Here is a 14,328-nt window from a genome sequence, read left to right on the forward strand (position 1 = left end):
AGCGGCGCGATGGATCGGGGCGAGAAGCTGTATTGGTGGCAGACACGATGGTTCGTGGCGCTCGCCACGTTCATGGCGATCGTGCCCCTGCTGTGGCCGGATATTCCGCCGCTGGTCGACCTGCCCGGCCATATGGGGCGCTACCGCGTCCAGCTCGATTACGCGCAATATCCGCACCTGCACGACTGGTATAATTTCAGCTGGAGCCTGATGGGCAATCTGGGAGTCGACTTGCTCGTCATCCCCATGTCCAAGGTGTTCGGGCTCGAGCTCGCAGTCAAATTGATCGTCATCACGATCCCTGCGATGACCGTCGCCGGGCTGCTGATGATCGCACGCGAGGTCCATGGCCGCATTCCCGCCACCGCCTTGTTCGCGCTGCCGCTGGCTTATGCCTTCCCCTTCCATTTCGGCTTCGTCAATTTCGCGCTGTCGATGGGCATGGCGCTGCTCGGCTTCGGCTGGTGGCTGCGGCTCGCGCGGCTCGGCAGGTTTCAGTTCCGCAGCCTCGTATTCCTGCCGATCTCGGTGCTGATCTGGATCACGCACACCTTCGGCTGGGGCGTGCTCGGCGTACTCGCTTTCTCGGCCGAACTGGTCCGCCACCACGATGCGCATCGCGGGCAGGGGTTCGTGCGCGAATGGCTGCTTCCGTGGTTCAAGGCGGGCATCCAGTGCCTCGTGCTGGCGCCGCCCGCCTTGCTGATGCTGATGTGGCGCAGCGGCGGCCATGTCACCGGGCAGACCGCGGACTGGTTCAACTGGCGCGCCAAGATGATGTGGATCGTCCAGGTCTTCCGCGATCGATGGCAGCTGTTCGACATCGCCTCGGTCGGCGTGCTGTTCCTGCTGCTGTTCAAGGCGATCCGCGACCCCAATCTCCAATATTCGCGCAACCTCAGCCTGTCGTTCCTGTTCCTCGCGGCAGTCTATGTGCTGCTGCCGCGGATCGTGTTCGGATCGGCCTACGCCGATATGCGGCTGGTGCCGTTCCTGATGGCGATCGGGATCATCGCGATCCGCCCCAAGCCCGGCATGTCGATGCGCGGCGCGGCGGTGGTGGCGGCGATCGGCATGGTGTTTTTCACTGCGCGCATCGCCGCGACGACGTGGAGCTTCTTCCTCTACGACAAATCCTATGACCGCGAGCTGAAGGCGCTCGAGCATCTGCCCGAAGGCGCGCGGCTGGTCAGCTTCGTCGGCGAGACCTGCTACAACGAATGGAAGATGACGCGCCTACAGCACGTCCCCGCACTCGCGCTCGAACGCAAGCTGGCTTACACCAACGATCAATGGTCGATGCCCGGCGCGCAGCTGCTGACGGTGCGCTATGCCGACGCCCAGCGCTTCGCGCACGATCCCTCGCAGATCGTCACCGACGTCCAGTGCCCGCGCGAATGGTGGCGGCCGGTGGCCTGGGCGTTGACCCGCTTCCCGCGCGATGCGTTCGATTATGTCTGGATGATCCGCCCGCCGCAGTTCGACCAGCGCTTCCTGCAGGGGCTGGTGCCGCTCTATGTCGACGATCACAGCCATAGCGCGCTCTACCGCGTCGATCACAACATTCCCGCACCGGTCATCCGCCCCGGCGAGTTGCCGCTCCCCAAATGGGAGCGCGACCTTATCCTCAACGACGGCCGGCAGCTCACCAGCAATCTGCCCGAGCCGGAGGCATCGCCTTCGCCCGTGGGCGAATAGGCACGACGTAGCGATGGCGGGTTGACCTCGATCCGTTCGTGCTGAGCTTGTCGAAGCACCGTTCTTTTCTTTGGCCGGACGATAGAAGAACGGCCCTTCGACAAGCTCAGGGCGAACGGGATAGGGGGTCACGAAAGCGCCAACTCATCCCTCGCGCTTGAACGGCGTCATCTCGCCCAGCCATTCCTGCTCCCGCTCGACCGCCTCGCGCTCGCGCCGCAGGAAATCCGCCACTGCGCGGCGGAAGCTTGGGTCGGGGATGTAGTGCGCCGACCAGGTGGCGACCGGGGCATAGCCGCGCGCGAGCTTGTGCTCGCCTTGTGCGCCCGCCTCGACCCGCGCCAGCCCGCGCGCGATCGCGGCGTCGATCGCCTGATAGTAACAGAGCTCGAAATGGAGGAACGGCACTTCCTCGACAGCGCCCCAATAACGTCCGTAGAGCGCGTCCTCGCCGATCAGGTTGAGCGCTCCCGCGATCGGCACCCCATCGCGCTCGGCGAAGATCAGCAGCACCTTGTCCGCCATCTCCGCCCCGAGCATCGAGAAGAAGGCGCGGGTCAGATAGGGCCGCCCCCATTTGCGCGATCCGGTGTCCTGGTAGAATTCCCAGAAGGCGTCCCAATGCGCTTCGGTGATCTCGGCGCCGGTCAGGTGCCGTACGGTCAGCCCGTCCAGTGCGGCGGCGCGCTCCTTGCGGATCGCCTTGCGCTTGCGGCTGGAGAGGGCGGCGAGGAAATCCTCGAAGCCGGCATAATCACGGTTCTGCCAGTGGAACTGGGTGCCGGCGCGCATCAGCCAACCGGCGCTCTCGAACCAGTGCAATTGCGCCGCCTCGACGAAGGTGACGTGCGCCGAGGACAGCCGGTTTTGGTCGGTCACTGCTTCGATCGCCGCGATCAGCGCCGGCGCCAGCGCTTCGTCGCGCAGCAGCAGCCGCGGTCCGGGCACGGGCGTGAACGGCACCGCTACCTGCAGCTTGGGATAATATTGCCCGCCCGCCTGCTCCCAGGCATCGGCCCAGCCATGGTCGAAGACATATTCGCCCTGGCTGTGCGATTTGACATAGGCCGGTGCGATCGCCCCAGCGGTCCCCGCACAGCCGTCGACAAGGATCGGCAACGGCTGCCAGCCCGTTCGCGCAGTCGCCGATCCCGATCGCTCGAGGATCGACAGAAAGGCATGGCCGACGAACGGATTGGCCTCGCCCGCGCACGCGTCCCACTCCGCCGAAGGGATCGAGGCGACGCCGTCGGCGATGCGGGCGGTAATCGGCTGGGAACTCACGGCCGCCAAGATAGGCACGGTTCGCGCGAAGGGGGAGGGGAGTTTTGGACTTCCGGTCGCTATTCCGGCGCCGAGCCTGGAGCGCCGTCTGTCGGCCATTCACGCACCCGCACGTCGCGAACCGGATAGGGGATAAAGATGCCATGTTCCTTGAACAGCACCCAGAGCCGGTTGAGCACATCGCTCTTCACATTGCCCACGCCGCTCTCGGGATCGCTGATCCAGACGAGGATCTCGTGCTCGGCACCGGACTGGCCGAATGCCATCAGCCACACGTTCGATTTCGGATTGTCGAGCACGCGCGGACTCTCGGCGGCGGCGCGCAGCATCAGTTCCTGCGCGCGCTTGAGATCGCAGTCATAAGCCACGGTCACCGGGATGCGGACGCGGACATTGCGATCGGTGTACGACCAATTCTCCACTTCCTGCGTCATCAGATTCTCGTTCGGAATCAGATGCTCCTTGCCGTCCCGGGTGACCACCGAGACCGCGCGGACGCCGATCTTGTTCACCCAGCCGAAGCTGTCGCCCACCACGATCACGTCGCCCGGCTTGATCGATCGGTCCATCAGCAGGAGGATCCCCGCGATCAAATTGCCGATCGTCTTCTGCATGCCGAAGCCGATCGCGAGCCCGAACGCGCCCGAGAAGACCGTGAAGGCGGTCAGGTCCACTTCGAGCAGGTCGACGCCGATGAAGAAGGCGAGCACCACCACGGCGATGCCGGCGAGCTTCTGGACGAGCAGTTTCTGGGTCGGATCGAACCCCCGCGCACTGCCGATCGAATGGCTCAGCAATTTGTTCGCGAGCCGTACGCCGGCGAACAACAGCAGGATGGTGACGCCGATGGTGAGCGCCGAGAGCAAGGAGAAGCGCCGCTGGCCGATCTGGATGCCGACGCGATCGAGCGTGACCTCGACCACCGAAAAGCCGCCGATCGCGTGGCTGAGCACCGCGACGAAGGCGAGCGCCGCCAGCGTCCAGGCCGCCCAGCGCGGCAGATTGAGTCCGCGCAGCACCGCTACCGCGAGCATCGCCACCGAAAAGGCCTGGACCAAGCCGACGATCAGCGCGCCGAGCGGCATCCACGGCCAGCTCACGGCGATCAGCCCGAGCAGGATCGCCGCCGAGCTCCAGCGCACGATTGCGCAGGCGCGCAGGTGGAAGGTCGCGGCGTTTCCGTTGATGCGCTCCGCCCAGGCGGCGGTGATCCGCGTGCCGATATGCCGCCCCGCCAGCCAGCCGAGGATCATCGCGATCGCGGCCAGCCCGGCGGCGATCGCGGCTTCCGAAAGCTCGGCAGTGCCCGGCAGATTATGTCCCGCCAGCCAGGCCCCGAGCCGCTCCATCAGCCGCGCGCCGCAGTGAAGCGCGCGAGCCCGGCTTCGAGATCGGCGATCAGATCGTCCGCATCCTCGAGCCCGATCTGGAGCCGCACCAGCGGTCCCTCGGCCTCCCATCTGGTTGCGCTGCGATAACGCTGCGGATCGACCGGGATCGCGAGGCTCTCGAACCCGCCCCAGCTATAGCCGATGCCGAAATGCCTCAGCCCGTCGATCAGCGCCGTGCGTGCCTTGTCCGATCCGCCGTTCAGCACGAACGAGAACAGCCCCGACGCGCCCCGGAAATCGCGGACGAACGCTTCGTGCCCCGGGCATCCGGGCAGCGCGGGGTGCAGCACCCGCGCGACTTCGGGCCGGGTCTCGAGCCACCTGGCGATCTTCAGTGCCGAACGGCCATGCTGGTCGAGCCGCACCGCCATCGTCCGAAGGCCGCGCGCGCCGAGCCAGGCGTCGTCGGGGCTCGCGGTCTGGCCGAGCTGGTAGGTCGCGGCGCGAAGCCGCTCATACTGGCCCTCGGCGGCTGTGACCGATCCGAGCATCACGTCCGAATGGCCGACGACGTATTTGGTGCAGGCGAGGATCGAATAATCGATACCGAGTTGGATCGCGGGCAGCAGCAAGGGCGTCGCCCAGGTATTGTCGAGCAGGGTCGCGATCCCGCGTTCCTTCGCCACCGCGACGATCGCCGGAATGTCCTGCACTTCGAAGGTCAGGCTGCCCGGGCTCTCCATGAAGATCGCCTTGGTCCGATCGGTGCAGAGCCCGGCGATCCCGGCCCCGATCAGCGGATCGTAGAAGGTAGTGGTGATGCCGAAGCGCTTGAGTAGCCCGCCCGCGAGGCTACGCGTCGGATCATAGGCGCTGTCGACCAGCAGTAATTCGTCGCCGGGCGAGAGCACCGCGAGCAACGCCGCGGCCACTGCGGCCACTCCGGAAGGGTAGAGCAGGGTCGCCTCCGCGCCGGGCTCCAGTTCGGTCAGTGCCTCGGCGAGCGACCATTGCGTCGGCGTGCCGCGCCGGCCGTAGAACAGCTTGTGGTGCGTGTCCGCCGCGCCGCGCGCGCGGAGCTCTGCGACCGAATCGTAGAGGATCGTCGAGGCGCGCCATACCGGCGGATTGACGATGCCCTGCGTCCATTCGGGCCGCCGACCGGCCTGGACCACCTTGGTCGCGTCCTTCTCGTCGCTCATGCCGGGCCCACCGCCTTGGGCGTGGCGGCAAGCGCGCCCCATTCGGACCAGCTGCCGTCATAGACCGGCACGTCGCGGCCCAGCAGGTGCGCGGCGAAGGCGATGACCGACGCCGTGATCCCCGATCCGCAGGTCGCCACGAGCGGCCTAGCGAGATCGAGACCCGCCTCCTCGAACAGGGCGCGGAGCTTTTCCGGCGACTTCCAGGTGCCGTCCGCCTCGAAGAAGCGGCCCTGCGGGATGTTCTTCGATCCGGGGATATGGCCGGGGGCGCATTCCTTGCGCGGATCGGGCTCGTCGCCGGTGAAGCGCGCCGCCGAACGCGCGTCGACGATCTGCTCGTCGGTCGCCTGCATCTCGACGAGGCTGCGCACCTGCGTCCGAGGCGCTCCCGCTTCGAACCGGCTGCGAGCGGGGTTAGGGACCTCCCGTTCGACGGGTCGTCCTTCCGCCATCCACTTCGCGATGCCGCCGTCGAGCAAGGCCGCCTCGATTCCGAACCGCCCCAGCACCCACCATGCCCGGCACGACGTGTGGTGCGGGCTGTTGTCGTAGAGGACGACGCGGCTCTCCGCGGTGATGCCCAGATCCGCCATCCGCGCCTCGAACAGGTCGCGCTGCGGCAGCATCGACGGGAGCGGATCGTCCGCATCGACCAGAGTATCGAGATCGAGCAGCAATGCGCCCGGGACATGCCCCGCGGCATATTCGGCCCTGGGGTCCTGCTTCGCCGAGCCCGGCAGCGTCGAGGTGTAGGTGGCGTCGAGGATCACCAGGCCTTCCGAGCCCAATGCGCCTGCCAGCCACGCTGTCGTTACGAGTCCGTCCATCGCAGTCGGTCCTAGAAGGATGCAAAGCGCTCCGCAAACGCCTACATGCGCGCCATGGAACCCAAGCATCTCGGACAGACCTCCAGCCTCCCCGCCACGCCGGAGGAAGCGGAGCTCGATTACGTCGCCAATCCGCGCCCCGGCAGCCGGTACATGATCCGCTTCGCCGCGCCCGAATTCACGTCGCTCTGCCCGATCACCGGCCAGCCCGATTTCGCGCATCTGGTGATCGACTATGTGCCCGGAGAGACGATCGTCGAGTCCAAGTCGTTGAAACTGTTCCTCGGCAGCTTCCGCAATCATGGCGCGTTCCACGAGGATTGCACCGTCGGCATCGGCGAGCGGCTGTTCGCGGAGATGAAGCCCGAATGGCTGCGGATCGGCGGCTATTGGTATCCGCGCGGCGGCATCCCGATCGACGTCTTCTGGCAGTCGGGCGAGGCGCCCGCCGGCGTCTGGATTCCGCCGCAGGACGTGCCCGGTTACCGAGGCCGAGGCTGAACCTCAGATTTACGGCACGATTCGTCGGATTCATTTATGTTGCAATGCAACAAGAATGAAACCATATTGCTTAGCGAGAGTTGGGAGGTCCGAAGCGGCTCGAAAGAGTCATGTTGTTTGCAGTAGCGAAGGAAGAGGAATGGCGCCGTTCATGCTCGCCCCCGGTATCAACCACCTTGCGCTCATCGGCAACTTCCTGCCACGCAAATGCGGCCTCGCGACCTACACGACCGACACTTACAACGCGCTCAAGCAGCGCTATCCCGATCTTCAGGTCGACGTCTATGCGATGGACGATCATCCCGGCCGTTACGATTATCCCGATGCCGTAACGCGCGCGATCCCGCAGCATGATCGCGCCGCCTATCTCGACGCCGCCCGCGCGATCGAGGCGAGCGGCGCACAGGCACTGTGGATCCAGCACGAATACGGCATCTATGGCGGCCCGGCGGGCGATTTCCTGATCGCGCTGACCGACCGGCTCTCGATCCCGGTCATCACCACGCTCCACACCGTGCTCGAGCGGCCGAGTGCCGACGAGCGACGGGTGATGGAGGCTCTGCTCCGCCGCTCGTCGCGGATCATCGTGATGGCCGAGAAGGGCCGCGATATCCTCAAGCGCGTGCACGGCGCCGACGACAAGAGCATCGTGATGATCCCGCACGGCGTGCCCGATCGCGCCTTTGCCGATCCGGACAGCATGAAGGCCCGGTTCGGCTGGGAAGGCCGCGAAGTGGTGCTGACCTTCGGCCTGCTCGCGCCCAACAAGGGCATCGAGACGATGATCGCGGCCCTGCCGCAGGTCGTCGCCAATCACCGCCAGGCGCTCTACGTCGTGCTCGGCGCGACCCACCCGAACCTCGTCGCGCACGAAGGCGAGGCCTATCGCGATCGCCTCACGGCGCTTGCCGAGGAAAAGGGCGTCGCCGGGCATGTCCAGTTCATCGACGCGTTCGTCGAACATGACGAGCTGATCGATTATCTCCAGGCAGCCGATCTCTACGTCACGCCGTACAACAATCCGGCGCAGATCACTTCGGGCACGCTCTCCTACGCGATCGGCGTGGGCAAGCCGGTGATCTCCACGCCCTATGTCCATGCCACCGAGATCCTTGCTGACGATCATGGCGTGCTCGTCAATTTCGGCGACAGCGCCGGCTTCGCGCGCGAGATCGACCGGCTGCTGACCGACGAGCGGGAGCGGCTGGCGCTGTCGAAGCGCGCTTATGCCCGCGGCCGCACGATGATCTGGCCGCGTCTCGCCGAGAATGCGATGATCGAGCTGGCCGCGATCGTCGCCGCCCGGCCGCACCGCTTCGCTAAATCGACCGCCGAGCTTGCCACGCTCCAGCCTAATCTCGCCGCAGTCGAGCGGATGAGCGATTCGACCGGCATGCTCCAGCATTCGATCTATTCGGTGCCCGATCGCCGCCACGGCTATTGCATCGACGACAATGCCCGCGCGCTGATCCTGATGTCGAAGATCGACGGTATCGACGAAAGCGTGCGCGACAAGTGGACGAGCATCTATGCGTCGTTCGTCCAATATGCGTGGAACCCTGATCAGCGCCGCTTCCGCAACTTCATGAATTTCGATCGCACCTGGTGCGAGGACGTCGGCTCGGAGGATTCGAACGGCCGCGCGATCTGGGCGCTCGGCGTCACCGCACGCGATGCGCGGGCGCAGAAACATCGCGACTGGGCCTCGGTGCTGTTCGACGATACCGCGTCGATCGCGCTCGAGCTCGAGGCGCCGCGCAGCCACGCCTTTGCGATGCTGGGTGCTGCCGCGATGATCGAGGCGCATCCCGGCCACGCACTCTCGCGCACGATCCTCACGCGGTACGGCGAGGAGCTGATTACCTTGCTCGACGAGGCGCGGCGCCCCGAATGGCAGTGGTTCGAGATCGTTCTCGCTTACGACAATGCCCGGCTTCCCGAGGCATTGCTGCGCGCGGGCGAAGTGCTGCACCGTCCGGACTTCGTCGCGGTCGGCCTCGAGACGCTCGCATGGATCGTCGAACGCCAGACCTCGCCGGAGGGACGGTTCCGCGCGGTGGGCACCGAAAGCTTCGGGCGTTCCTATTCGGACCCGTTGCCCTTCGATCAGCAGCCGCTCGAGGCGCAGGCGACGATCGATGCATGCGTCGCGGCGTATCAGATGACCGGCGACGAGCGCTGGCGTGAGGAGGCGATGCGCGCCTATCGCTGGTATCTAGGCGCGAACGACCTCGAATTGCCGCTTGCGACCGTGGCGGACGGCGGCTGCTTCGACGGGCTGATGCCAACCGGTTTGAACCGAAATCAGGGCGCCGAGTCGATTCTGGCGCTCCAATTGGCGAATTGCGCCATTTCCGCACTTTCAAAGCCCGCCGAAAACGTGGCAAGCACCCCGCGCACCGCCGTCGCGTAACCCTTCGCGCCGGCTTTCGGACGGTATCGGGGGGTTGATGCAGGAATTGTTCAATCACACGTTGCGGCTACGGGCAGATCCGTCGCGCGTTGTGGTTCGCCCCTTTCACATCGCCTGGGCACAGAACGGCTCGGGACCCAGCCGTTCCGAGCGCATCGTTCAGGAAGTGCTGGCGATGTCGCCGGCCGAGGCGAGCGCCCAGCTCGAGATCGTGCTCAAGGATTTCGAGGCGCGTCACTGGCAGACCCGCCGCGTGTTCATGACGCGCTATGACGAGATCGAGGAGATGCTCAAGCTCGACGGCGGCGATATCGGCGACGAGAAGCGCCAGCTGCTCGGCGCCTATTTCTGCCACGAATACAGCTATGCCGCCGCCGCGCTGATGAACCCCAGCGCCGTGCCGCATTACGATCAGTCGGGCATGCCCAAGGGCTCGTTGCGCATCCTCATGTCGCTGCGCGCGGTGGGGGAAGGGCACATCTCGTCGGTGTCGTTCCGCGAAGGCATCATCACCGACAAGAACGAGCTGACTCTCGCTCCCGAGCCTCCCTTCGCCACCGCGGCCGACGCGCGCGAAGCGGAAGAGACGCGGATCCCCGAAGGGCCGGTGACGGTCTATCGCCACCGCGATTCGACGCTTTCGGGCACGGTGATCTTCCCGATCACCAAGGCGCAGTCCAACGGGCTCGAAGACTTACGCATCTGCCATTTCACCCATGACGACGGCAGCGAGGAATGGATCGGCACCTACACGGCCTATAACGGCTCGGTGATCCAGTCGGAGCTGATGCGCACCCGCGACTGGCGCGCGATCGATCTGGTGCCGATGAGCGGCGGCGCATCGCGCAACAAGGGCATGGCGCTGTTTCCGCGGAAGATCGACGGCAAGTACATGATGCTCGGCCGGCAGGACGGCGAGAACATCTTCCTCCACACCTCGGACGACATCACCCATTGGGAAGGCGGCGAGCTGCTGATCAAGCCGCAATATCCGTGGGAGCTCGTCCAGATGGGCAATTGCGGCCCGCCGATCGAAGTGGACGAAGGCTGGCTGGTGCTCACCCACGGCGTCGGCGCGATGCGGAAATATTCGATCGGCGCAGCTCTGCTCGACAAGAACGATCCGTCCAAGGTGCTCGCGCGCTCGAAGGAGCCGCTGCTGGCGGCGGCCGATCAGGACCGCGAGGGCTATGTTCCCAACGTCGTCTACACCTGCGGCGCGATCCGCCACGGCAGCAAGCTGTTCATTCCCTACGGCGTGGCCGACAGCTCGGTCGCCTTCGCCTTCGTGCCGATCAAGTCCCTGCTCGAGCAGATGGACTGACCTACCTTTAATCCTCCCTCGCGCAGCGGGGGAGGATTTAAGAATTCACCGATAGTTCGCGATGTCCTGATCGACCGGTGGTTCGGATACCGGCGGCACGCTGGACACCATCCGTCGCGTGATCGCATAGGCGATCGCGATCAGCCCGAAGAACATCAAGGGCGCCAGCCACATCGCTACGCTCTCGAAGCTCTCGCCCATCAGCGCCAGCGGTGCGTCGTTGGGCGGGATCGGCGAATGGCGGTTCGCCCAGGCGAGCACGCCCGCGAACGCCACGCCGAACAGGCTCTCGCCGACGATCAGGCCGGTCGCCGCCAGCACGCCCATCCGCTCGGCGAACTCGGGATTGGCGCTGCGCCGCGCCCAGCGGTCGTACAGGCTGCCGATCAGCGCGCCCACCGGGATCAGCAAGGTGAGCCCCATCGGCAGATAGATGCCCATGCCCACTGCAAGCGGCGGCAGCCGCATCTTGCGGGCCCGGCCGAGGGTTTCGTCGAGCAGGATCACGCCGGCTCCGATCGCGACGCCGATCCCGATCAGGCCCCAATCGATGTCGCCGCCCAATACGCCCTTGGCGATCGACGAGATCAAGGCGGCCTGCGGCGCGGAGAGCGCATTCGGCCCGGCACCCGGCATGCCGACGAAGCCGAGCGTGTTCTTGAGCAGATCGAGCACCAGCGGAATCGCAAGGCTGCCGAACACCACGCCCATCACCAAGGCGACCTGCTGCTTCCAGGGCGTCGCGCCGACGAGCTGGCCGGTCTTCAGGTCCTGGAGATTGTCGTTCGAGATCGTCGCGATCGAGAAGATGATCGCCGTGGTGAACAGCGCATAGGCGATCAGCGCGTTGGTGCGCGTCGGATCGGCCTCGTGCCCGAAGATCAGCACGAGCAGCAGCGACGCGCCGAGCACCGCGAGGATGCCCACGCCCGAGACCGGCGAGTTCGACGCGCCGATCAGGCCCGCCATATAGCCGCAGATCGCCGCGATCAGCACGCCGACGACGAGCAGATAGAGCAGCGAGCCGCCGATCACCGCGACCGGATAATCGTGCACCGGCCCGCCCGCCGAGAAATCCCAGAGCAGCCACGCGATCGGGACGAGCGTCGCGAGCGTGACCAATGCGACCACGCCGATCGGCAAGTCGCGCTCGGTCAGGTCGAGCGTCTCGCCCGCGGTGCGCGCGCGCGACGCCGCCAGTGCCGAGCGCAGCCCCGCGATGATCGGGCCGATGATCTTGAGCAGCGACCAGATCGCCGCGATGCCGATCGTTCCTGCGCCGATGAAGCGCACCTGCCCGCGGAAGGTGCCGCTGACCAAAGCGTCGACGCCGGCCGAAAGATCGCCGCTCGATGCCAGCCACGGCACGAGCACGGTCCACGAGATGATCATCCCGAAGAACATCGCCGCGCCCACCGAGATGCCGACGAGGTGGCCGACGCCGATCAGCAGCATCGACCAGCTGGTCGACCAGCCGGTGGCGGTGCCGCCGATCGCGAAATTCTTGCCCGCCTCCTCGGCGACCAGCTTCATCTTGGCGATCAGCGCGAAGCCGCCCGAGAAGAGCGAGCCGAGCATCAGCACGCGCAGTCCCTTGGCATTCTCGACATCGCCCGCGCCGCTGTTCGATCCCACCTTGAGCACTTCGGCCGCGGCGACGCCCTCGGGATAGGGAAGGTCGGAGCCGGTCACCAATGCACGGCGCAGCGGCACCGAGAACATCACCCCCAGTACGCCGCCCGTGGTGCACACGGCTACGGTAGTCCAATAAGGGAAGCCCGACCACCAGCCGACCATGATCAGCCCAGGCAGCACGAAGACGATCGCGGCGAGGGTGCCCGCCGCGCTCGCGATCGTCTGGACGATGTTGTTCTCGAGGATCGTGGCGCCGCGGAAGAAGCGCAGGATCGCCATCGATACCACCGCGGCCGGGATCGAGGTCGCGAAGGTCAGCCCCACCTTGAGGCCCGCATAGACGTTCGCCGCCGTGAACAGGAGGGTGATCACCGCCCCCAGCACTACGCCGCGAAGCGTGAGTTCGAGCGGCGCGCGGGCCGCGGCGTCGGTCGCCAAGTCCTTATCTCCCCAAGGTAACGGGAGATACTATGCCGTGCTTGTCAGCCCCTGAACAGCCCGCCCAGAACGCCGCGGATCAGCTGCGCGCCCAGGCCGCCGCCGGAGCGCTTCCTGGAGCCGCCGAAAATCTCGCGGCCGATCTCGTTCGCGACCTGGCGACCGATCGAGGACGAAGCCGAACGCGCCGCCGATGTCGCCATCTTGGCCCAGGGCGAAGTCGCCGTCGCCTGCGCGCGCTCGGTGGCGATACGGGTGCGCTCGGCTTCCTTGGCCAGCCGCGCCTGCTCCTTGGCCTGCGCCGCGGCGGCCTTGTCGGCCTCGGTCTCGGCCTGCGCCTCGGCTGCGGCCGCGACCGCTTCGTTGGCCTTCGCGGCGAGAATCTCCTCGGCTGATTCGCGGTCGATCGGCGTATCGTATTTGTCGCCCACCGCATCTGTGGTGATCAGCACCGCGCGCTCCTCGGGCGCGAGCGGTCCCACCCGCGTCCCCGGTGCCCGGATCAGCGTGCGCTGCACCGGCGAGGGCGAACCATCCTCCTGCAGCACCGAAACCAGCGCCTCGCCGACTTTCAGCTCGGTGATCACCGTCGCGACGTCGACGTCCGGATTGGCGCGGAAGGTTTCCGCCGCCGATCGCACCGCCTTGGCGTCCTTCGGCGTGAACGCACGCAGTGCGTGCTGGACGCGATTACCCAGCTGTCCCGCCACGTCCTCGGGGATGTCGATCGGGTTCTGGGTGACGAAATAGACGCCGACGCCCTTCGACCGGATCAGCCGCACGACCTGCTCGATCTTGTCGAGCAGCGCCTTGGGGGCATCGTCGAACAGCAGATGCGCTTCGTCGAAGAAGAAGACCAACTTCGGCTTGTCGGGATCGCCCACTTCGGGAAGCGTCTCGAACAACTCGGAAAGCATCCACAGCAGGAAGCTGCCATAGAGTCGCGGACTGGACATCAATTTGTCGGCGGCGAGGATGTTGACCACGCCGTGGCCGTTCTCGTCGGTGCGGATGAATTCGCTGATGTCGAGCGCGGGCTCGCCGAAGAAATGTTCGGCGCCCTGCGCCCGCAGCTGCAGCAGCTGGCGCTGGATCGTGCCGACGCTGGGCTTGGTGATGTTGCCGAACTTGGTCGAGAGCTCACCCGCGCGATCGGCGCAATGCGCGAGCATCGACTGGAGATCGTCGAGGTCGAGCAGCAACAGCCCTTCCTCGTCGGCGACGTGGAAGACGACGTTGAGCACGCCTTCCTGCGTCTCGTTGAGGTCGAGCAGCCGCGCGAGCAGCAGCGGCCCCATCTCCGAAATGGTCGCGCGGATCGGGTGGCCCTGCTCGCCGAACAGGTCCCAGAGCTGTACCGGCAGCGCGCCGTAGCACCATTCGGTATCGCCGATCTCCTGCGCCCGCTTCGCGAAGATCTCATGGGTCTTCGCGGTCGGCGATCCGGCCATGCCCAGCCCGGAAAGGTCGCCTTTCACGTCGGCTACGAATACCGGCACGCCCGCCGCCGAGAATCCCTCGGCCAATCCCTGCAGCGTCACGGTCTTGCCGGTGCCGGTCGCGCCGGCGATCAGCCCGTGCCGATTGGCGCGGCGGAGCACCAGCTCCTGCCGGGCCGCGCCGGCCGTGCCTATGAAAATGCCCGTCTCTCCCGCCATGACCAACTCCCTTT

General features: G+C 66.2%; 10 protein-coding genes. 4 read left to right on the forward strand and 6 right to left on the reverse strand.

The features are described 5' to 3' along the window. The first annotated feature begins 9 nt into the window (after positions 1-9). Complete coding sequence (locus tag ASE13_RS13320; protein ID WP_056616615.1) at positions 10-1,698, forward strand: hypothetical protein; 1,689 nt, start codon at positions 10-12, stop codon at positions 1,696-1,698. Between the two features lie 144 nt (positions 1,699-1,842). Here ASE13_RS13320 and ASE13_RS13325 read toward each other — a convergent pair whose 3' ends face one another. From ASE13_RS13325 to ASE13_RS13340, 4 genes are read right to left on the reverse strand one after another with little or no spacing between them, the layout of a single operon-like run. Then, on the reverse strand, positions 1,843-2,982 hold the full coding sequence (locus ASE13_RS13325) for a GNAT family N-acetyltransferase (RefSeq protein ID WP_056617821.1): 1,140 nt from the start codon (positions 2,980-2,982) through the stop codon (positions 1,843-1,845). 59 nt (positions 2,983-3,041) lie between these two features. Next, on the reverse strand, positions 3,042-4,331 hold the full coding sequence (locus tag ASE13_RS13330) for a mechanosensitive ion channel family protein (protein ID WP_056616618.1): 1,290 nt from the start codon (positions 4,329-4,331) through the stop codon (positions 3,042-3,044). Beyond that, positions 4,331-5,515, reverse strand: a complete 1,185-nt coding sequence (metC, locus tag ASE13_RS13335) for a cystathionine beta-lyase (protein WP_056616621.1) — start codon at positions 5,513-5,515, stop codon at positions 4,331-4,333. Before metC ends, ASE13_RS13330 begins: the two co-directional genes overlap by 1 nt. Continuing rightward, a complete protein-coding gene (locus ASE13_RS13340; RefSeq protein ID WP_056616624.1) occupies positions 5,512-6,345 on the reverse strand; it encodes a sulfurtransferase in 834 nt (277 codons plus the stop codon). The genes metC and ASE13_RS13340 overlap by 4 nt, the downstream gene beginning before the upstream one ends. 45 nt (positions 6,346-6,390) lie before the next feature. Here ASE13_RS13340 and queF point away from each other — a divergent pair, with 45 nt between their 5' ends. The 3 genes from queF to ASE13_RS13355 all read left to right on the forward strand — a co-directional run bounded on the left by queF (position 6,391) and on the right by ASE13_RS13355 (position 10,583). After that, positions 6,391-6,846 (forward strand): preQ(1) synthase, encoded by a 456-nt coding sequence (gene queF, locus ASE13_RS13345; RefSeq protein ID WP_056616627.1) that lies wholly within the window; start codon positions 6,391-6,393, stop codon positions 6,844-6,846. Positions 6,847-6,985: 139 nt separating this feature from the next. Continuing rightward, the gene (locus tag ASE13_RS13350; RefSeq protein WP_056616631.1) at positions 6,986-9,259 is read left to right on the forward strand and encodes a glycosyltransferase family 4 protein; all 2,274 of its coding nucleotides are present in this window, start codon (positions 6,986-6,988) and stop codon (positions 9,257-9,259) included. Between the two features lie 37 nt (positions 9,260-9,296). Further along, the gene (locus ASE13_RS13355) at positions 9,297-10,583 is read left to right on the forward strand and encodes a glycoside hydrolase family 130 protein (protein ID WP_056616634.1); all 1,287 of its coding nucleotides are present in this window, start codon (positions 9,297-9,299) and stop codon (positions 10,581-10,583) included. 45 nt (positions 10,584-10,628) lie between these two features. On the opposite strand, the gene ASE13_RS13360 is transcribed toward ASE13_RS13355, so the two are convergent. Then, the gene (locus tag ASE13_RS13360) at positions 10,629-12,656 is read right to left on the reverse strand and encodes an OPT family oligopeptide transporter (protein WP_056616638.1); all 2,028 of its coding nucleotides are present in this window, start codon (positions 12,654-12,656) and stop codon (positions 10,629-10,631) included. 44 nt (positions 12,657-12,700) lie between these two features. Next, positions 12,701-14,314 (reverse strand): helicase HerA-like domain-containing protein, encoded by a 1,614-nt coding sequence (locus ASE13_RS13365; RefSeq protein ID WP_056616640.1) that lies wholly within the window; start codon positions 14,312-14,314, stop codon positions 12,701-12,703. Positions 14,315-14,328 lie beyond the last annotated feature (14 nt).

It is taken from the genome of Sphingomonas sp. Root241, assembly GCF_001428865.1.
Classification (GTDB): domain Bacteria; phylum Pseudomonadota; class Alphaproteobacteria; order Sphingomonadales; family Sphingomonadaceae; genus Sphingomonas.